Annotated in this window: 9 protein-coding genes; 6 read left to right on the top strand and 3 right to left on the bottom strand. The window is 42.6% G+C overall.

Annotated features, from left to right (window positions below):
• Positions 1–3: 3 nt before the first annotated feature.
• The 3 genes from BACCELL_RS08665 to BACCELL_RS08655 all read right to left on the bottom strand — a co-directional run bounded on the left by BACCELL_RS08665 (position 4) and on the right by BACCELL_RS08655 (position 7628).
• Complete coding sequence (locus BACCELL_RS08665; RefSeq protein WP_007211332.1) at positions 4–2409, bottom strand: glycoside hydrolase family 127 protein; 2406 nt, start codon at positions 2407–2409, stop codon at positions 4–6.
• A gap of 22 nt (positions 2410–2431) precedes the next feature.
• The gene (locus tag BACCELL_RS08660; RefSeq protein WP_007211331.1) at positions 2432–4834 is read right to left on the bottom strand and encodes a family 43 glycosylhydrolase; all 2403 of its coding nucleotides are present in this window, start codon (positions 4832–4834) and stop codon (positions 2432–2434) included.
• Between the two features lie 67 nt (positions 4835–4901).
• Positions 4902–7628, bottom strand: coding sequence for a retaining alpha-galactosidase (locus tag BACCELL_RS08655; RefSeq protein ID WP_044153528.1), 2727 nt, complete (start codon positions 7626–7628; stop codon positions 4902–4904).
• 917 nt (positions 7629–8545) lie between these two features.
• Here BACCELL_RS08655 and BACCELL_RS08650 point away from each other — a divergent pair.
• The 6 genes from BACCELL_RS08650 (at position 8546) to BACCELL_RS08625 (ending at position 22298) form a co-directional block, all read left to right on the top strand.
• Positions 8546–10981, top strand: a complete 2436-nt coding sequence (locus tag BACCELL_RS08650; RefSeq protein ID WP_007211328.1) for a glycoside hydrolase family 127 protein — start codon at positions 8546–8548, stop codon at positions 10979–10981.
• A 68-nt stretch (positions 10982–11049) separates the two neighbouring features.
• On the top strand, positions 11050–14178 hold the full coding sequence (locus BACCELL_RS08645; RefSeq protein WP_007211327.1) for a SusC/RagA family TonB-linked outer membrane protein: 3129 nt from the start codon (positions 11050–11052) through the stop codon (positions 14176–14178).
• Between the two features lie 25 nt (positions 14179–14203).
• Entirely contained in the window at positions 14204–15985 is a 1782-nt protein-coding gene (locus tag BACCELL_RS08640; RefSeq protein WP_044153527.1) for a RagB/SusD family nutrient uptake outer membrane protein, read from the top strand.
• A 91-nt stretch (positions 15986–16076) separates the two neighbouring features.
• Positions 16077–17405 (top strand): DUF6055 domain-containing protein, encoded by a 1329-nt coding sequence (locus BACCELL_RS08635; protein ID WP_007211325.1) that lies wholly within the window; start codon positions 16077–16079, stop codon positions 17403–17405.
• 10 nt (positions 17406–17415) lie between these two features.
• Positions 17416–18327 carry a DMT family transporter gene (locus tag BACCELL_RS08630; protein WP_007217238.1) on the top strand — a complete coding sequence of 304 codons (912 nt, stop codon included), beginning with the start codon at positions 17416–17418 and terminating at the stop codon, positions 18325–18327.
• Positions 18324–22298 (top strand): hybrid sensor histidine kinase/response regulator transcription factor, encoded by a 3975-nt coding sequence (locus tag BACCELL_RS08625; protein WP_007211323.1) that lies wholly within the window; start codon positions 18324–18326, stop codon positions 22296–22298. The genes BACCELL_RS08630 and BACCELL_RS08625 overlap by 4 nt, the downstream gene beginning before the upstream one ends.
• Positions 22299–22328: the final 30 nt, after the last annotated feature.

Below are 22328 nucleotides of genomic sequence, written 5' to 3'. Positions count from 1 at the left end.
CCTTTATTGTACTTCCCATTCATAAACACCTGCTGCATTTTTGTCCGGCAGGGTGATTTCCAGTTTTACTGATTTGGTCTTCACGGGATCAAAGTTTACGGTGTTTCCCGCACCTTTTACAACGCCATATTTGTCGACACCTGTGACGGGTTGCCACTGGCCTTGTGCATCTTTATAATATATCTTCCAGCTTTTCGGTACACGACAACCGCCCCAGGGAGCATCGTCGAACCAATATACGGTGGAACTTGATACGGTAGCTTCTGCCGGGAACTCATACGTGATCCATTCCGTAGTTCCCTGTTTGGGCCACCAATGGTAGTAGGGCAGGGAACGGTCGTTCTCATCTTTCGGAACCAGGCGGTCGTTGATGGCTGAAATGGAGCTTGCGCGGTGGGATGCGTCTATTTTACTTTCCGAAGCCAGTGTGGCAGGCATGGCGGGGCGGGATGCGCTCAGCTCTTGTGGCAACCATACTTCCATAGCTCCCGAACCACGGTGGGCCCATGCGTAGTAAGGTATCAGTGTCAGGTTCACATCGGTAGTGGTCAGGCGACCCTGATCGTCATAGCCAAGTGTCTGTGCGCCGGTCTTCAATTGGTTGATGCCATACAGTAGATCGGGCTTTTCCACCACTTCAAACTTCGGGTTACGGTTCATGAATACGCTGAAGATGTCGAAGTTGTTATCCGGGAATTCTGCACAGTATACAATCGGTCCGCGTTCTACGGCAATGCGTCCACGGTCGGCTTCCACCTTATTGTTGGCTTTCACGGTGCGCGGTTCCATGTCGAAGTGTACTTCCACCTTATCACCCTTTTTCCAACGGCGGTCGATGCAGAAATAACCATCTTTCAGTTCATTCTGTACGGCTTCTCCGTTTACTTTCACTGTGTATTTCAGACGCTTGCCGTCACTATAGGTATACAGGTCACTGGGGACTACCTGACCCCGAACCCATCCGGGAATACGGACTTTCAGGTTGAACTGTCCGGCGTTATTCTTGTTGATGCCGATGGTAATGTCACCGTTCCACGGGTATTTGGTGGTTTGCTCGATAGAAACAGCTTTGCCACCCACTTTCAGGTCGGAAGTGTTGGACATGAAGAGGTTGACGTAAACGTCCTTATCCTTCACAGCGTAGATATATCCCGGCAGGGACGGGATGAAACGGCAGATGTTGGACGGGCAGCAGGCACAACCGAACCAGGGCTGGCGTTGATGCTGTCCCATACTTTCCAGCGGGTTGGGGTAGAAGAAACCGCCGCCATCTAAGGATACGCCTGAAATCAGGCCATTGTATAAAGTGCGTTCCAGTACATCGTAGTATTTGGATTCACCGTGCAGGAGGAAAAGACGGTAGTTGACATACACGTTGCCGATAGCAGCACAAGTCTCGCAATAGGCTGACATGTTGGGCAATTCGTAGTTCTTGCCGAAAGCCTCTCCGGCTGCTGTAGCTCCGATACCGCCGGTGATGTAATATTTCTTGCCAACGATATTGTCCCAGATGCGGTCGATGGCATGAATGTAGGCGGTGTCTCCCGTCAGGGCGGCTACGTCGGCCATACCTGCATACATATATGCGGCGCGAACGGCGTGTCCCACAGCTTCATCCTGTTGAACCACCGGCTTATGTGCCTGGCTGTATTCATCGGTACGACTGGTATATCCACGCTGGTCGAGGAAGAACTTGGCCTGGTCGAGGTATTTCTGGTCTCCGGTAACCAGATAAAGTTTGGCAAGTGCCATTTCGGCAATCTGATGTCCGGGGACACGAATTTGCTGCCCTTCGCCTGTACCGATTTCACGGCATACGCAGTCGGCGTATCGGATGGCGATATTGAGGAAGTTCTTCTTTCCGGTGGCCTGGTAGTGGGCGATGGCGCCTTCCACCATGTGCCCTAGGTTGTAGAACTCGTGGCTTAGGTCTTCTACCTTTTCCCAGCGTTTGCTTCCCGCCCATTCATGGGGATGTTTCGGATTCATGGTTCGGCTGGTATAAAGGTATCCGTCCGGTTCCTGTGCGGCGGCTACAATGACGAGCACGCTGTCAATGTATTTGGCCAGTTTCTTATCGGGATACGTCTGCAACAGGTAGCTGGCACCTTCGATGGTTTTGTATACGTCCGTATCGTCGAAAGCCAGTCCGCCTACTTTAATGGTATCACTGGGATGGGCTGCGTTGACGAAGTTCTGGTATCTTCCGGTTTCCTCGCATTTGCTGAATGCCAAGGGGATGGTTACCTCTCGGCTCGCGTTGAGACGTTGTCCCCAGAAGGAGTCGGTTACTTTCACCGAGGTGAAAGGTACGGGATCGATGGGATACCCGTGCGATTGGTTTTTCACTTGCGCCTGACTGCCTACGGTGGCGGCAACCAGCAGGGTGGTAACTAATACTTTTCTCATGGTTATTATTCGTTTTATGGTATTATTTCTTGATTGGAATATATTCGTCCCATAGTTTCAGTGAATGCAGGTAGCCCGTGAACGGCCAGTTGTGTTCTGCATTCCGCCCCAAAGTTACGTATTGTGATGGTTTTATTAGCAATTGAATATCTTTTTCGCTAATTAATTTACCATTGATATATACTTGTTCCATGCGGCCGTCGAAACAAATATAGATATGCTGCCATTTGCCGGTCAGCTCTTTCATGTCCTTGTATCCGGCATCTTCGTACCAGCCGTAGTGGTTGATGACACCGCATCGGGGCTCCGTGCCATTGACGAGCATAATCTTTTCCAATTCGTCATGCGAAGTCGTGAAGTCGGCTACACATTCGTTTTCGGCAATAGAATCATTCAGTATCCAGGCTTCCAATGTATAGGGGGCATTGTCCAGCAAGGTTGCAGGCAGGGAGAAGTTGGACTGGAATACCTGATGACCATCAAAACTGAAACTCTTTTTTCCTTCCACTTCCTTAATGATGGAGGGGGCTTTGTGGGCTTCGAAGTATCCTTCTATTCCATGATTGGAAAGATAATGTACGGTGTCGCCTGCGGCGAAGTCATCAGCGGTGATGCTTACTACTAGGCCACGCTTTCGCTGATCAGCAGCCGGTAAGCGGACGATATCCGTAGTGGTATCATATTCCTGTTCGGCAGGTGCCTGTTTCCAGTTATAGTAACGCAGATTAGTGATGATTAAGGGTTCGGCTCTGCTTTGAAGCGAAATCACACCGGATGAAAGGGCAGGTTCCGCTTCGTAGCTTTGCCATCTACCTAACCTATGAACTAACCCACTAATTGTATGCTCTTTGGAGGGAGAAAGTAACGGATGACGGTATTCTAGCGTAGTGCCCGGTTCGAGAACCAGTGCGTCGCGTCCGTCAATGCGCTCGGTGCGAGCTGATCCTGCTTTCAGGATAAAAGCACCTCCTAACATTCCTTCATTATTCTGCCATTGGCGGCCATTCCAGTCGGCGGCTGTCAGTCCGAGCCATTGTTGGGGAGCGGAGTCTTCGATACCGGAAAATACCTTGAGGTTCCAGATAGCGCCACCGAAGCCATTCTTCTGTCCGCCGGTATAGGTGAGGCGCACGAAGCGGGCTTTGGCTTTTCCGAAATCTACCATTGGGCTGCCTGCCAGATGATTGTTCCGCTTGTCGGCAAAGATAGTCCAGCGTTTACCATCTGTTGAAGTTTCAATCAGGTATTGATAGAACTGAGTGCCATATTCAAATTGTGTCCAGATCGTTTGTATCTGTTGGGGGCGTCCCAGGTCTATTTCAAGCCATTCCTGTCCCATGCCGCGCGGACGCCATAAAGTTCCGTTGTTATCATCTACGGCATATTCAGGACGGAAGTTGTCATCATAAGAGGAAGAGGCACGCACGCTTTTACCAAAGGCGAGGTTGTTTGATTTAACAACGGAGGGGGCCAGTACACCTACGCCGTCATGAGTAGGGATGATTTTCTGAATCGTCCCGTCTGCATTGAATGTCATGCGGTCGATGGAAAGCTGGCGGTGGAAACCACGGTTGGAGTGTGGATTATCGTGGCGGTGATAAACGATATAGTAATCATTGCCTTCCTGAAGGATACTGTGGTGCCCGGGACCGTGAATGGTTCCGTCAGCATTGGTTTCGAGGATACAGCCACCATAGGTGTAAGGACCCAGGGGCTTGTCTGAAGTGGCGTATTGCACACGGTATGTGTGGTCGTGGCAGGAACCGGAGGAATACATAAAGTAGTAGGTTCCATTGCGTTTGATTACAAAAGGTGCTTCGAAGAAATCGGTAGCTTCGGTATTGGGGATGAGGCGGGTTTCGGTAAAACTCTTCAAATCGGGAGCTAATTTTCCGGCACCGCAACCGAAACCTTTGTAAATGCCCCAGGTTCCCCAGTACATATAGACTGAACCGTCATCGTCCACAAATGTTTGTCCATCCAGAGTGATGGCATTTGTTACGAAGCGGTCGGGGATAAGGACCGCTTCGCTATTGCCCAGGATATTCTTCCACGGACCACGGGGAGTTTCACTGACTCCGCAATGGATGATACAGGGCTGGCAGTAAAAGTAGTAGTACTTCCCATCAGAATGCTGCATCACATCAGGTGCCCATATCCAGTGACTGTCGGGCCAGTTCATGGGCATCAAGGTCCAGTTTACGAAGTCCTTGCTGGTCCATACTTGTGCGGGGCCAAAGCCTGCACCACTGCCATCGGTAGTGGCGTACATATAATAAGTATCACCAAACTTTTTGATAGTAGGGTCGGCGAAATATCCGGGAATCACGGGATTACCCGTCCCCGGAGCATTGAAAGCGGCCTGTGCAAAGGCAGAGACAACTCCTATTAAAAAGGAAGTGATTAAAAGGATGGTTCTATTCATATTGTTACTTTATTGTTAGAAAAATTACTTGCACCGCGCAGCAAACTTTGCTCCAGCACTACGCTGGTCATTTATGTATTTCATTATTAATCGGTATCTCTATTTCATAAAAATATTCTTTCAACAGCTTGTACATTTCCGGATCGTAAGCTTTCAGCTTTACGCGACGATTCATAGAATTGTGTATACCATTGGCAGGATCAGCATAACGGTTACAGTTAAAGAAAGACTGTACACATTCAGCAAAATACTCTTCTTTGTTACTTAATGCATAAGTACCGGCCCATAGTCCTTTTTCTCCAGCACTTTTCCACAATACTTCCAGTCGGTCATTGAAATCCGGTTCCACACCTGCAATTCCTACCATATGTATCAGATGGGCAAATTCATGAATCAAAATATTTTCGCCTGTATATTTATCTTGTGGTAAAGCCAACAGATTCTCTTCTCCGCAACTGGCGGAGAACTCATCTTCCGGTGCCCCACCGAAACCACGGGCACGCCAGTTCCAGTATGCAATGCTGTCCGGCGAATTACAGATGTGTGCAAACTCCGGTAAATCACAAGTTTCTTCGTCTTTACCGATAACCATCACGTGGCAACCTTTTTTCACCATATGCGCTTTTACATCCGGACGTTTTGATAGCATCAGACTGATGATATCACATGCTTTTAGCAACGCTTCATCACTTACCTTTTCGGAGGAAGTGACATACAATCCCTCAGTTTCAATGTATTTCTTATAAAAAGAAGGAATATTCTTTCTCTCGGGTATGGACGTTACTTCACCCCGCACCGGATATAACTCAAGCTTCATCGCGAATCCCCCGCCCGAAGCTAAATGTATCTTTATCCGGCTGTTTTTGTCTATAATCAGTTTCTCTGTACGATAATCTTCCGCTTGCTTGTTCGCATTAATACCATCAGCAAAGAGTGTGGCTGTATAGCGAACATTGGAAGGCAGGAACGAAAAGTCAAGTTCTACATCACGTTCATCCCAGTTTGTCATCCCGCCAATGTACCAGTTGATATCTTTCTTTCGTACACTGACGATATATTCTCCCATTTTACCTGCGGCGATAAAGGTAGAATCCGTCTCCACGGGAATTGAAGTGATGAAGTCCACACATTCCTGTTCATTCAGATAATTCGTCGGAGCATCGCACAGCATGGTGAGCGGGGAATCGTGTACAATATAAGCGGCCAACTGATGACAACGGGTTCCCATACTCATCGGTGAGTAATAGACGGCACGCCAGTCGGCTTTCGTTGCATTGCGCATGGCACCCGGAGTATAGTCTACCGGACCTGCCATCATACGGATATAAGGGAAGGTCACATCGTAAAGAGGCATGTTATTCTTGATATCCGTCCACTTCACCTCTTCCATACCGAACAGGCTCTCAAAGTTGATGATATTCGGATAAGTGCGATTGATACCTGTAGGTTTGTAAATGCCATGAAGGTCGAGTGTCAACTTATGTTTTGCCGTAGCATCAGCGATACGATATACCATTTCAACGGCAGTCTGATCGTCACGATCCAGAAAGTCTACTTTGAAGCCTTTGATACCCATTTCGGAGTACTTCTTGCAGGCGGTTTCCAGTTGTTTGTCGAGTACATTGAATACTGTCCAAAGAATGATATCAACTCCTTTCTGTTTTCCGTAGGCAATCAGTTCCGGAAGGTCCAGTTCCGGAATGACAGTCAGCATATCACCGCTTTTCGGGTTATACCAACCCTCGTCGAGCACTATAAACTCTATATCATTCCTGCTGGCGAAATCTATGTAATATTTATAGGTATCCATATTGATACCTGCCTTAAAGGGGACACCTTTCAGATTCCAGTCATTCCACCAATCCCAGGCTACTTTTCCGGTCTTTATCCATGATGTGTCACCTATGCGATTGGGAGATGCCAGTGCATACACCAGATTATTAACAGGCATATCCGTATCCTTTTCAGTAACAGCCAGTATGCGCCAGGGATAAGTACGTGCACCACTACTGCGTGCTATGAAATCACTGGTTTCTGTTACATACTCCTGCATACGCCAAGGATAGAAATCTGTTTGGGTAGGGTAGGAAGCAAAAACACCTTTTAGCCCATATCCATCTTTCTGAGATTCTACAAACATTCCCGGATATGCTTCAAGATCAGATTCCAGTAGAGTTAATTTGGTTTTACCGCAGTCCACTGTAACGGGTAGGAAAGCTACTTTCGGCTGTGCCTTCGATAGTGGGGTAACATCGTATATATTTTGAAAAGCCATTGCCATCGGCTTTTTGTCATTCGTCGTATAAGGAAGATAAGCTGTATAATCTTGATTAAAGTTGAAATCAGCTATTTCATCTTTGACTGTAACACCTGCTGTACGTGTAGTATAGAAACGGTAGGCTACTCCATCATTATAAGCGCGGAAAGTAACTCCAAAACCATCTATCAACTTCAAGTCGAGTTCATTGCATGCAGCAACGAACTCCTTGAAGCGGTAGAAAGGGGATTCTACATTATCCCTGATCTTTTTCCTTTTTATACCAGTTACCTGAGAGTTGTTTCCTATTTCGGTTCCGTCAGCCAGAACCAAGCCTATGTTAGAAAGAGAGAGAATTGTATCCTTTTCGTGCATTATCTGATAAGATAATTTGTCTCCGGTACTGATTTCTACTTTCAGTTTTCCGTCGGGAGATGTCAGTGCGTATTTCTTTCCGGATGCTGCTTCGAGTGAATTATTTCCGCAATACAGAAATAGGGAAATAATGACTAATTTGAAAGAGAGGTTGTTTTTCATAATTCGGTTAATTCTTATTTGTCTGTTTGCAAAGTAAAAGAAAAAAGAGCGAACGGAAAGACTGAATAATATAATGAAATAAAAGAATAGTCCAAAAGATACCTTTCTGTGGCCTTCTGAATGGCTGTTTGTAGTATTCTTGTATTCGATTGGACTATTTTTTTCATTCATTTGCATGTACTTATCTGATTCTTATTTATCTCGTATTTAGGGCGTAGCTTCTTTGTACCTTTAAAATGATAGTTCTTCATGAATTTGAATTTAAAATTAAAGGTTTCTTTTTCTTTCGATAGAGGTGAGCTCATCCATCTTTCGGCAGCAAAGGAAAACAAATAAGGGCAAAGCTGTTAATGCTTATAAATCAAATCATAGGGGGTAATTAATCAACTCTAAATTGACTAATTACCCCCTATGATTTGAACAAAATTACCTGAAATAATCGGGTGCTTTGCTGCTTAATTAAGATGGATGGGTACTTTCTTCTCTTTTATCTGTTTCTGATATTCGCCGGGCCGAACGCTTCTTTCTCCTTGTATAATAAGAAAGAGTAGATAGGGAGTAAGTAAGGAGTAGGTGCATTCCGGATATCTGTCTGGTTGGGTGTAGTTTTTGAATGATCATTATATGCGATGAATATGAGAAGCACTTCCTGTAAAATATTGCAGATTCAGTTAATAATTGGTGTTCCGTTCCCTTTTCGTTTGTCATTTATGGGCTTATTGTGTATAGTACCTACAGGTATGAAAAAATAATCCAATATATGAAATGATTGTCTAAATCCCCTTCTGAGGCTTTGTGACTCGACTATTTTAGCATTCATATAGATTATTGTTTTATCCTGTTAAAAAAGAAATCCATTACTTTGTAATACGCTAATTGCAAGAAGAATTATGAAATCCATATCTTTATTACATATTATGAATAGAATAACTAAATACTTTTTCGGTAGTGTTGCCCTTTTTAGTATGAGTGCTTGTAACGACTCGTATGTTCAGCCCGATGCACCGATAAAAGAAGTTCCCTTTACTCAAGTCCACTTGGATGATAACTTCTGGACTCCACGCATTGAAACCAATCGTACTGTTTCCATACCTTCAGCATTTAAGGAATGTGAGAAGAATGGACGCTTTGATAACTTCGCCATAGCTGGTGGTCTGATGAAGGGAGAACATCGCGGTGACTTTTCTTTTGATGATACTGATCCTTATAAGATTATAGAAGGAGCCTCTTATTCGCTGGCTGTGAAATATGATAAAGCGCTGGATGCTTATTTGGATAGCGTTATTACCTTGATTGCTACTGCTCAGGAACCGGATGGCTATCTTACCACTTGTGTTACTAATAAATGCTATCGCCTTTCCGGTTGGTGGGGAAAGAGTCGTTGGGAAAAGATTAATAGTCATGAACTTTATAATAGCGGTCATTTGTATGAAGCTGCCGTTGCTCATTATCGTGCAACAGGGAAGCGTAATCTCCTTGATGTGGCTATCAAGAATGCCGACTTGGTATGTGAGGTCTTTGGTCCGAATGAAGGACAGAAGCATGTTCCTTCCGGGCATCCTATCGCTGAAATGGCCCTTGCTAAGTTATATAAGGTGACAGGTGATGAAAAGTATTTGAAAATGGCTAAATACTTTGTAGAGGAAACCGGTCGCGGAACAGACGGACATCGTCTCAGCGAATACAGCCAAGATCACAAACCCATTTTGCAACAAGATGAAATAGTAGGTCATGCCGTACGTGCGGGATATCTTTATTCCGGTGTTGCCGATGTAGCTTCATTAACTCAGGATACAGCTTATTTCAATGCTTTAAGCCGTATCTGGGAAAATATGGCAAGTAAGAAGCTTTTTATCACTGGTGGTATCGGTTCACGTCCGCAGGGTGAAGGATTTGGTCCTAACTATGAATTGAATAACCATACCGCATACTGTGAGACTTGTGCTGCCATTGCCAATGTATATTGGAATCACCGTATGTTCCTGGCTACGGGTAATGCCAAGTATGCCGATGTACTGGAGCGTGCTCTTTATAATGGAGTTATTTCGGGTGTTTCACTCAGTGGCGATAAATTTTTCTATGATAATCCGCTTGAGTCTATGGGGCAACATGAACGCCAGCAATGGTTTGGTTGCGCTTGCTGTCCGGGTAATGTAACGCGTTTCATGGCTTCCGTACCTTTTTACATGTATGCTACTCAGGGCAATGATATTTATGTCAATCTTTATATCCAGAGTAAAGCCGAATTGAATACGGAAACTAACAATGTAAAATTGGAACAGATCACAACCTATCCGTGGGATGGCAAAGTCAGCATTTCCGTTAATCCCGAAAAAGAACAGGAGTTTGCTTTGCGCGTTCGTATTCCGGGATGGGCACAGGATGCTCCTGTACCTACGGACCTTTATTCGTTTACTGATAAGGCAAAGGCTTACACTATCTCTATTAATGGCAAGAAAGTAAATGCCACGCAACTGGATGGTTATGCTACGATTCTCCATGACTGGAAGACTGGAGATGTTGTGGAAATTAATTTCCCGATGGATGTCCGCCGTGTGAAAGCGAATGATAATGTAGAAGATGACCGTGGTAAGCTTGCTATCGAGCGTGGCCCAATTATGTTCTGCCTGGAAGGTAAAGATCAGGTTGACAGCATTGTCTTTAATAAGTTTATTCCTGACGGAACTTCAATGGAGGCAACTTACGATGCTGATTTATTAAACGGTGTCATGGTGTTGACTGGTACAGCTAAGGAAATAGAAAAAGATGGTAGTGTGAAAGAGGTCCCTTTCAAAGCCATTCCTTATTCCACTTGGAATAATCGTGGTGCAGACCAGATGGCGGTATGGATTCCTGAAGCTGCAGAGTATGCCCGTCCTACTCCGGAGCCAACAATCGCCAGCAAGGCACATACACTGATGATACAAGCACCTATCCAGAAAGATGCTCCTGAATCTGCTTCGGTTGAAACCTGGGCATGGGGTGTGAATGACCAGTGGGAACCAAAGCGCTCATCGGATATTTCCAAACCTTATCACTACTGGTGGTTGAGAAATGGAACACAGGAAACTTTGGCTTATCAATTTGATCAACCTTATACGATTTCAAACGTAGAAGTGTACTGGTTGGATTTCGATCATTATGACGGGGATTTCCGGGTGCCGGAAAGTTGGATACTCTACTATAAAGATGGTAAAAGCTGGAAAGAAGTAGAAGCTTTGAACGAATATACGGTAAAGAAAGACTGCTACAACAGCCTTGATTTCAAACCGGTGAAAACGACAGGACTGAAAATAGCTGCCCAATTGCAGAAAGGTGCATCGGGTGGGGTTATTGAATGGAAAGTAAACTAATAGTTTTATCTTGATTTAGTGAATTATAACTTGTAATAAAATATTAACCTTTAAATTAAAGATGTAGTATGAATACACATGAAAATCGAGCCTTGTTCAGCAAAGCTGTCCTAAAGGCAACAATCTGCCTTTTCCTTGCAGCAGGTGCCAGTGTAAGCCAGGCATTTGCATTCTCGGAAGTGACAGAGACTATGAGGACGGAAATTGTACAGCAAACAGGTACTATAACTGGTAAAATTATAGATTCCAATGGTGAAGCTATTATTGGTGCCAGTGTAGTGGTGAAGGGTACGTCCAACGGTACAATAACAGATATTGATGGAAATTTTACATTAACTGTTCCTGTAAAGTCAATCTTGACTGTTTCTTATGTGGGATATGAGACCGTGTATGTTCCGGTAGATGGAAAAAAAACATTCAGTATAACTTTAAAGGAAGATACTGAGATGCTTGATGAGGTAGTGGTTGTGGGATATGGTACCCAGAAAAAGGCTACTTTGACAGGATCTATATCTCAAGTGGGCGGAGATGAAATTAAAAAACTTGCTGCTGCCAATCTAACGAATACACTTGCAGGTAAAACAGCCGGTGTTATTGCTAATACACGTTCTGGTGAACCTGGCGAAGATAATGCTGATATCCTGATTCGTGGTAAGGGAACCTTGGGAAGTACTGCTCCGCTAATTGTAGTAGATGGTATTGCCGACCGTTCATTCAGTCGTTTGAATCCCGAAGATATTGAATCCATCTCCGTATTAAAGGATGCTTCTGCTGCTATTTATGGTGCACGTGCTGCTAATGGTGTTATCTTGGTTACCACCAAACGTGGTGCTGAAGGGAAAGTGAAGGTTAATTATAGTGGTAATGTATCATTCTCTCAACCGACACGCATCCCTGAAATGTTAAATTCTTATCAGTATGCTACTTATGTCAATGAGTTCGATGCAGCACAAGGTAATACACCTACTTATTCGGAAACAGCTATGGCTAAAATCTTGGACGGAAGCGATCCTATCAGCTTTCCTGATACGGATTGGTGGGACTCTGTAACGAAGAATTGGGCTACTAATACCCAACATAGCCTTTCGGTAAGCGGTGGAAATGATAAACTCTCATTCTATTCTTCGGCACAGTATGCCTATCAAGATGCTATTTATAAGAATACTCCACAGAATTATAATCAATATCAGTTCACTACTAATATTGATGCGAAGATTAATAAATCCATTAAATTCAGTATGGATATTCTGGGGCGCCAGGAAGTACGTAATCGTGGTATTTACTCTACGGAAGATTTATTCGGATACTTCCTTACTACCAATCCGATGTCGGCGCCTTACTATCCGAACGGATTGTTGAGAATTGGATATGACGGTATCACTAACAATGCGCTTTTGATGGTATCTGATACTCCGGGAACCAATAAGACTAATTATCATACCTTGAATCTGAAACCTAAGGTTCGCATTGATCTGGATGCACTTACTCCCGGATTGTATGCTGAAGGTTACGCAGCATTGGATTATTCATTCAATGACGGTAAGAGTATAAATACGCCTTATGATATTTATTCTTATAGTTCTGCTACTGATGAATACACTAACCATAAAGATGCGACGGGTGCTATCAGTGTAAATTCATGGTCAAATAAGAGCAATACTATTACATTGAATGCCCGTATAGGATATACACGTACTTTTAATGAAGCCCATCGTATCGATGCTTTTGCTTCTTACGAACAGAGTAAATATAATTATAGCTCTTTAAGTGGCTACCGTACTAATTATCTGTCTTCTGCATTACCAGACTTAGACTTTGGTAGTAAAGTGGATGCTGATAAGGACAATGGTGGAAATTCTACAGAAACAGCACGACAGAACTGGTTCGGACGTATCAATTATGGTTATAAGGATAAATATTTGGCAGAATTCACTATCCGTTATGATGGTTCCATGAACTTTGCCCAAGGTCATCGTTGGGGTGTTTTTCCTTCTGTATCGGCTGCATGGGTCATTTCTCAGGAAGACTTCTTTGAACCTTTACTGAATGTTGTCAATTTCTTCAAGATTAAAGGATCATGGGGTATGATGGGTAATGATAATATTACCGCTTATCAATATTTATCGATGTATTCTTTTAATAGTAGTGCATCGTATGCGTTCGGTACGGACCCAAGTTATGTGCAAGGTGTTTATGAAACACGTACTGCCAATCCGTTAGTAACCTGGGAAAAGGCTAAGACATGGAATGTAGGTTTCTCAGCACAATTCTTGAGCGGAAAGTTGGGCTTGGATTTTGACTACTTCCAATCACGTCGTAATGATATTCTAATTACTCGTAATGCTTCTGTTCCTACTTATTCAGGATTGTCTTTGCCGGCGGAGAATCTGGGTAAAGTTAAGAATCATGGTTTTGAGGTAGTTGCTACTTATCGTGATAAGGCAGGTGATTTTGAATGGGGAGCAACAGGTAATCTTACTTATGCCAATAATGAAGTGGTTTATATGGACGAAGCTACAAAGACTCCCGAATGGCAGCGTGCAACGGGACATCCCATTGATGGTATCACAGTATATAAGGCTATAGGTATTTATCAGACACAAGAAGAAATCGATGCTACTCCGCATCTTCCGGGTACTAAACCGGGTGACTTGATTTATCAGGATACAAATGGTGATAAAAGCATTACATGGGATGATGCAATCAGAATAGATAAATCGACCACTCCGAAATGGATATTCGGTTTGACATTGAATGGTGCATGGAAGGGAATCGACCTGAATGTATTTTTCCAAGGACAGGCTGATGCAGAACAGTTGGTTATGCCAGCTATGAATATGCCTACTGATTTTTATGAAGGTCGTTGGATAGAAACCAATACTGCCGAAGAGAATGCGAGTGCTAAGTGGCCCCGTGCTTTTATGAAAGCAGCTGCCGTAGATAATCGTAATTCCCTTTCATCAACTTGGTGGCTTCGTAATGCTTCATTTGTCCGTTTGAAATCAGTGGAATTGGGATATACTTTCCCGAATCTTATGGTAAAGAAATTGGGTCTTGAGAAGTTACGTATCTATGCTAATGGAAATAATCTTTTCACGATTGACAGTATGGGCATCTTCGACCCTGAAATGACAGCTGGTATCAAGGGCTATCCTATCCAACGCACCTTGACTTTTGGAGTAAACGTTACATTCTAATTATTAACCTTTAATGAGAAACAATATGAAAAGAAATATATTAAAAGGAGCTTTTTGGGTTCTGCTGAGCATTAGCACGGTATCTTGCTCAGACTTCTTGGATATCAATCCGCACGATTCTATAAGTGATGCGGCTGTATGGGAAAATATGGATTTGGCAGAAGCATTCCTTAATAATTGCTATACTTATGTGGAAGGAGAAAATGAAAACGGTGTACCTTTCTGTAGTTATACGGATGAATTGTTTCATCGTACCGGCTATGCAACGGAAGTTTATACATTAGGAAATGTTTCTTGCGATAATTACAATGTCGGTTTTTCGGAAGCCAGAGGTAATACATGGAACTTTTATTATAGTGGTATTAAAAAGGTGAATCAGTTGCTTGAGAATATAGATAAGGTACCTGCTGTTTCCGATAGTGAAGAGACCCGAAAAGCAGAAATTATCGGGCAGGCTTATTTTCTACGTGCTTTTTTCTATCATCAGCTTTACTCACTTTACGGGCGCATTCCTTTGGTAGACCATACGTTTGATATTGATTCCGATTGGGTGGAGACACGTGCTGATATGGATGATGTAGCAGATTTTATCGTAAAAGATTGTGAGAGTGCAATTGAAAAGTTACCTTTAAAATATGAAAGTAGTGATGATTTTGGACGCGCTACCCGGGGAGCTGCTATGGCAGTGAAAGCTCGTACTTTGCTCTATAAGGCAAGTCCTTTGTTTGGAGAACCTTCTACGGAGAAATGGCAAGAGGCTGCTAAGGCAAGCAAGGATATTATTGATTTAGGAGTATACAGTTTACCTACTGTCAGCAGTAGTGAAGAATATGCAGCTCTGTTTTACAATACGCAGAATCCCGAAATAATTTTCGAGAAACTGTATAACAATAAAGGTACTTATGGAAGTGCTCTACACTATTTGTTCCAGTCTCCTAATGGCCCTTACAATGGCTATAATGGTTGGGGAGTATGGTTGCCTACTTATGATATTGTAAATGCTTTCCAGAATGAAGATGGTAGCAAATATACGGTGAAGGGCTTAGCTTCTTATAATATTTCATTACCTAGCGTTGATCCGGAAACAAATCAGATTATTTATAAAGATGCAACTATTGAGGCTACTGAGATCAAACCTTGGGAAGGTCGTGAAATACGCTTTTATGCTAATATTTTATATGATGGAGCCATGTGGGGGTATGGAGATGATAACCATGCTATAGCTATTTACGAACCAGGGGAAGAAGGGGTGCTTCCTGGAGAACAGTCACCCAGCTATACGGATGGAGAATATTGGAATGCAACTCAGACTGGTTATTATATGCGCAAATTCCTGGATCCAACTTATGACCAGTATAGTGAGACCATTATGGATACAACACCGTGGATATTCTTTCGTTTGGCAGAATTCTATTTGAACTATGCGGAATGCCAGATTGAACTTGGTAATAAGGATGAGGCTCTGAAGTATATTAACTATATTAGGAACCGTGCTCTGTTGCCTGATGCTCTCGGAACAGATATTCGCGCTGAATATGAATATGAACGTATGATTGAGCTGATGTTTGAGGGACAGCGTTTCTTTGATCTTCGCCGTTGGAAGAAAATGGAAACAATTTATTCTCAGGAGAACTGGCCTACTGGTTTAAAAATTTATAAACTGAAAGATGGTACATTGCTTTATCAGCATAATGAGAATCCTTTGCAACAACGTAAATTTGTTTCTCCACAAATGTACTGGATGCCTGTTCCTCGTTATGAATTAAATAAATGTCCTAATCTGGATGGAAAACCTTATGAAAATTAATAGAGAGCATTATTAATACTATAAAGGGTGAGTAACTGGAAGCGATGTATCAAAGTTTTTAGTTACCACCCTTTACTTAATTAAAGACTGTATGAATAAATATATTTTTCTTCTATCTACCTTCTTATTGGTTAGCTGTTGTTCTGAAGTTCAGAGTGCCACTGAAGTTCCAATGCCTTCCGGTAAAGAAATTTATATCCCTAAAGATTTGCAGGGTATGGATCTTCAAAATCCTGATAGTAAATGGAGTTATCACCGCATGGCATATACTGATAATTTCGTCATCTTCTGGGAAAAAGGTTTTGGAAATGATCTGTCTAATCCTCCTCAATTGGAAGGGCATGATATGAAAGTGGATTTGTCGAACTTAACGGAAAAATTGGAAAGTTTCTATCATTTCTTCCGAGATACCTTGAAGTTTTCCAAACCGGGTTCAAAGTGTGATAAGTATCGTATGATGGTCATGCTAAACTACTCTTTGGAAGGCACTGCCTATGGTGGTGATTATGATGGAGAAATCGGTGCATTATGGATTGCTCCCAATCGTGTGCAGGATAAGAAACTGAATTGCATTGCCCATGAATTGGGACATAGCTTTCAGGCTCAGATCAGTTGTGATGGAGAAGGAGAGGCTTGGGGAGGATGCGGTTTCTTTGAAATGACCTCGCAGTGGATGTTATGGCAAGTAAATCCCGAATGGATCACTGATGAAAAATATCATTGGGATGCTTTCATGAAGCTGACTCATAAAGCTTATCTCCATTTGGAAAATATCTATCACTCTCCCTATGTACTGGAATATTGGGGTATGAAACGAGGATTGCCTTTTATTGCCGAACTCTATCGTCAAGGTAAGCAGGGAGAAGATCCGGTGATAACTTACAAGCGGATGGCCGGATTAGATCAGAAGCAGTTCTGTGATGAAATGTTTGATGCTTATCGTCATTTTATCAACTGGGATTTTTCTCGTGTATGGAAAGAAACTCGACCGTATGCCAATAAATATACTACCAGCTTAACCACTCTATCGGACGGGTGGTATGGAATCGCACTGGACAACTGTCCCGAGAATTATGGATTTAATGCTATTCCGTTAGCTTTACCTGAACAGGGAAAGAAAGTAAAAGTAGAGTTCTGCGGAGAAGCAGGAAAGGAAGGATATAATGCAATTCATACGGATAAAGCCGATTGGCGTTATGGTTTTGTAGCCATAACGGAGGATGGTAAATCTATTTATGGGGATGTGAGTGATAATAGCGGAAAAAGTATTATTTTTACAGCTCCAAAAGTAAATAATTTGACTCATTTGTGGCTGGTTGTGATGGGTGCCCCTACTGAACATTGGATGAATCCCAATCCGGAGGAAAAAGATGCCCAATGGCCATATCGCATCAAAGTTACAGGAAGTAAACCTTTATAAACAAAATGCTATGCTTGCAAGGGCAACTTATGTAAATAGTCGTAACAATACGAGGGCTATCATTTATGCCTGTATTGCGGTGCTTAGTTGGTCTACTGTTGCCACCGCTTTTAAAATTGCTTTGACGCATCTTACTCATTTTGAGATGTTGTTGATAGCCAGTTGTACTTCATTACTTATATTTGCCCTTTTGCTGACCTTCCAGAAGAAGTGGAAACTACTGTCTGCATTGCCTGCCCGGCAATGGGGATATTTTGCATTATTAGGCTTACTGAATCCAGTGGCTTATTATCTGGTGTTGTTTAAAGCTTATGATTTGCTGCCTGCACAAGTGGCTCAACCTATCAATTATGCATGGCCTATTGTGCTATTAATTTTGCTGGCCCTATTTGCCCGTCAGCCCATACCTCCGAAGAAATATATCGGTATGTTTATTTCTCTGGGTGGAGTAGTACTTATTTCTGTAGGAACCGGGCAGTCGGGTGGCATGGATATACCTGTTCATGGGTTGTTGTTGGCAGCATTGAGTGCCTTGTTGTGGGCTATGTACTGGATGATAAATAATAAATTTAAGGATCGGACAGATGGTAGCGTTGCACTGTTTATGAGCTTTTTGTTTGGTACGGCATATTTACTGGTTGGCGCAATGATAGTGGGTGTTCACTTGAATACTTTGCCCGGTATCTTGTCAGGAATGTATGTCGGCGGATTTGAGATGGGTATCCCTTTCATCTTTTTCAGTCTTGCCATGCGGAAAACTACGAATCCGGCACTGGTCAATCAGCTTTGCTACCTGTCTCCTTTCTTGTCTTTGTTCTTTATTGCAATCATATTGGGTGAACAAATTGTGTTTACAACGTATATCGGCCTCATATTGATTGTACTGGGAATTATGTTCAACCAATATCTGGTAAAGAAATGAAAAAGATTATCCTTGCGATGGTAGCTGTTATGGTTCCGCTGATGCTTTCTGCCGGTTCTACTGATTTTTGGTTTCGTCATTTTTCAGTAGAAGATGGATTATCCTCCAGCGCTGTACGTGCTATTATGCAGGATAAATATGGCTTTATGTGGTTAGGTACGGATGATGGTCTAAACCGTTATGACGGTACCACTATTAAAATATACAGATTGAATCCGGAAGGAGTTAATGATTATATTTCATTTTTATACGATACTACAGATAGGATTTGGATAGGAACAGGGGACGGAGTTTATATTTATGATTATGAAACAGAGAACTTCGAGCCGTTTAAACTTCTGACTGCCAAAGGAGATAGCATTAAAACCAATGTGAATCATATTGCTGAAGACAGGGATGGTAATTTGTGGTTTTCAACCGTAGGTCAGGGAATCTTCAAATATAATGTATCCAAACGTTATCTGGAGCGTTATGAGTTTAAAGATGCTGATGGATTGATGGCCAGCGTGTTGATTGATAGTGAAAATCAAATATGGGCTGTTACTAATTGGGGAAACCCGACCGTTTCTAAGTTGAATAAAGCGGAGAATAAATTTGAGCCTTTCCATATTACCTACGACACGGGTGGGTATGATTCCAACTCTTTGGTTATGCTGGAAGATTCTGAACATGCACTCTGGTTGGGAACCTGGGAGTGCGGTTTGCAAAAGATAGACCGGTATACCGGTAAGGCAACTACTTACTTGCACCCGTCGGATGGTAAAGGGGCAACGCATATTCACTCTTTGATGGAATATGCTCCCCATCAACTACTGATAGGTTCGGATGACGGGCTTTTACTGTTTAATACCCTTACATGCGAACACCAATTATTTACAGAAGATGAAACGAATCCTTATTCTTTGTCCAATCGTTTTGTTTATCCTATTGTAAAAGACCGTGAAGGTGGAATCTGGATAGGAACTTTCTATGGAGGTGTGAATTATCTGTCACCCAATACCGGGCAGTTTGAGTGCTTTGCTCATTCTCGTTTTTCCAATTCTGTCAATGGAACTGTTATCGGACGCTTTTGTGAAGACACTTACGGGCATATTTGGATTGCCTCTGATGATGGTGGTTTGAGTTGCTTTTCACCTAAAGATAAACACTTTACTCATTATCTACCCGATGAGCACGGAAATAGTCTTTCTTATCATAACGTACATGCACTTTGTATGGATGGTGATGATTTATGGATTGGTACTTATACGGGGGGAGTTAATGTGTTGAATACAAAGACAGGGGTATTCAGGATTTATACAACTAAAGCGGGAGATCCCACTACCCTTGATAGAAGCAGTTCTTATGCTATCTTTAAGGACCGTGAAGCACGTATTTGGGTAACTTCCATGTCGGGAGTAAACTTGTATAACAGGGAAGAGGATAACTTTACCCGAATAAGAGATCTTGGTTCCTGGATCATGGACATAGATCAGGATGCCGATGGAAATATCTGGTTCTCTTCTCAGGGAAACGGGCTGTTCAAGTATGATCCGGATAAGCAGGAATGGACGAATTATGTACATAGCAGTGCCCCCGGTGCATTGATTAATGATCAGGTGAATTGTGTATTGATAGATGGAAATGGGGAAATGTGGATTGGAACGATGAACGGACTTTGCAAATACAATGCAAAGAAAGACCAATTTGAATTAATTCCATTGGATATTCCAAGCCGTAATATTTGTGCTATTATTGAAGATCAGCGTGTCTTATGGCTGACTACTACAAAAGGGCTGGTGCGATATGTTCCCGGAGAAAGTTGTCAGGTATTTACACGAAGCGACGGATTGCAAAGTGAGCAGTTTCTGGTGAATGCTGCTTTGAAAGCTTCCGATGGGAAAATCTACATTGGTTCTGTAAATGGGTTTAATGCTTTCTATCCTTATCAGATTAAAACGAACAAGGTACTCCCTCCGGTAATTATTACGGGACTGGAAGTATTCAATAAAGAGATCCGGATAGGTGATAAGTTGTTGCCGAAGGCTCTGAACCATATGGAACAGTTGGAATTATCTTATAAAGATCATGTCTTCAGCTTGCTTTATGCTTCATTGAGCTATTGTACGCCCGAAAAGAATCAGTATGCCTATAAACTGGAGGGTTTTGATAAAGAATGGAATTATGTAGGTTCTCAAAATAAGGCTACTTATACCAATCTGCCTGCCGGAACCTATACTTTTAAGGTGAAAGCTACTAACAACGATGGTATCTGGAGCGAGCAGGAAGCAAGCCTGAAAATAGTTATTCATCCGCCTTTCTATTGGAGTCTACCGGCCAAATTGCTTTATTTCCTGTTGCTGTGTGTGGCATTGACTTTCTTCATCCGCTTTCTGCTGAAAAGGAGTGAAAAGAAACATACAGCAGAAATTAAGCAACTGAATGTGAATAAAGAGAAAGAGGTGCATGAGGCTAAGATTAAGTTTTTCACAATGATAGCTCATGAAATCCGTACTCCGGTTTCGCTTATCATTGGTCCGTTGGAAAAGATTATGAGATCATCCATACCTATGCCGGCGATGCTGCGTGATGACCTTAATATTATAGACCGTAATAGTCAGAGATTATTGTTCCTGGTAAATCAGTTGTTGGACTTCCGCAAAGTGGAACAGGAGGGGATGACCATGAAATACACCTCACAGAATATTCGTCAATTGCTGGAGGCTGTTTGTGAACGGTTTAATCCTTTCATTACCCAACATGGTGCCCATCTTACGGTGGAGTATCCCGATGCGAATTTTACGGCTATGGTGGATAGCGAGGCAGTTACAAAGCTTATCAGTAATTTGCTGACGAATGCAAGTAAGTATACAAAAGATGAAGTTATCCTTTCGTGTGTGGTGCAACCGGAACAGCATACATTTGTAATCAGGGTAACGGATAATGGAATCGGTATAAGTAAGGAGGATCAGAAGAAGATTTTCAAACCTTTCTATCAGGCCATGGACAATAAACCCGGTACAGGTATTGGACTGAGTATTGTGAAAAGCATTGTGGAGTCTCATAATGGCTGCATAGAAGTGGAGTCTGAAGTCAATAAAGGATCGTCCTTTATAGTAACATTGCCCATCGAACAAAGTCAGGAAGCAATTCAGGAAGGGGAAACGAATGGATTGAATCCGGCAATTCCCGAGGATATTTTGTCGGAAAGCTTACCGGCGGCGGTCTCTAAGGATAAACCGGTCATGCTGATTGTGGATGATAACGAAGAAATGCTGAACTTCCTTTCCGGCAATTTCTCTAATCAATACTCTATTCTTACGGCTGAAGATGGGATAGAGGCTTTAGAAAAGTTGAAAGAGAATGATGTGACCCTGATTGTGAGCGACTGGATGATGCCGCGCATGGATGGAGTGGAACTTTGCAAGGCTTTGCGTGCCGATCAGGCCATCAGTCATATACCGTTTATTTTGCTGACAGCTAAAACGGATACGAATTCAAAGATAGAAGGTATGGACTGCGGGGCGGATGCTTATATTGAAAAGCCTTTCTCGGTGCAGTATCTGGAAGCATGTATTAAGAATCTGCTTGATCTGCGTAATTTGTTGCGTCAGAAATTCTCTAAAATGCCATTGGTACCGTTGAACAGTATTGCCAATAACTCTATGGATAATAAATTCCTTACCCGTATCAATGAGATTATAGAGCAAAACTTCTCAAATTCGGAACTGTCTGTTGATTTTCTGGCAGAAGAACTTTGCATCAGTCGTTCCGGATTATTTGCCAAGATAAAAACGCTGGCTAATGTTACTCCGAATGAACTGATTCAGATTGTGAGGTTAAAGAAAGCTGCTGCCTTGCTTTCAGAGAATAAATACCGGATCAATGAGATTTGCTATATGGTAGGTTTTAATAATCCATCTTATTTTGCCAAATGTTTCCAAAAGCAATTCGGTATCAAACCCGGAGAATTTGTTAATGGAAAAGAATAATTCTGTCAACAAATTCGTTCTATAAATTTG

It is taken from the genome of Bacteroides cellulosilyticus DSM 14838 (assembly GCF_000158035.1).
GTDB classification, from domain to species: Bacteria; Bacteroidota; Bacteroidia; order Bacteroidales; family Bacteroidaceae; genus Bacteroides; species Bacteroides cellulosilyticus.
This window is presented reverse-complemented; position numbering and strand designations above follow the sequence as displayed.

Coding starts and splice junctions, on each gene's coding strand:
- BACCELL_RS08665 (WP_007211332.1), bottom strand. CDS start 2,409: ATGAGAAAAGTATTAGTTACCACCCTGCTGGTTGCCGCCACCGTAGGC.
- BACCELL_RS08660 (WP_007211331.1), bottom strand. CDS start 4,834: ATGAATAGAACCATCCTTTTAATCACTTCCTTTTTAATAGGAGTTGTC.
- BACCELL_RS08655 (WP_044153528.1), bottom strand. CDS start 7,628: ATGAAAAACAACCTCTCTTTCAAATTAGTCATTATTTCCCTATTTCTG.
- BACCELL_RS08650 (WP_007211328.1), top strand. CDS start 8,546: ATGAATAGAATAACTAAATACTTTTTCGGTAGTGTTGCCCTTTTTAGT.
- BACCELL_RS08645 (WP_007211327.1), top strand. CDS start 11,050: ATGAATACACATGAAAATCGAGCCTTGTTCAGCAAAGCTGTCCTAAAG.
- BACCELL_RS08640 (WP_044153527.1), top strand. CDS start 14,204: ATGAAAAGAAATATATTAAAAGGAGCTTTTTGGGTTCTGCTGAGCATT.
- BACCELL_RS08635 (WP_007211325.1), top strand. CDS start 16,077: ATGAATAAATATATTTTTCTTCTATCTACCTTCTTATTGGTTAGCTGT.
- BACCELL_RS08630 (WP_007217238.1), top strand. CDS start 17,416: ATGCTTGCAAGGGCAACTTATGTAAATAGTCGTAACAATACGAGGGCT.
- BACCELL_RS08625 (WP_007211323.1), top strand. CDS start 18,324: ATGAAAAAGATTATCCTTGCGATGGTAGCTGTTATGGTTCCGCTGATG.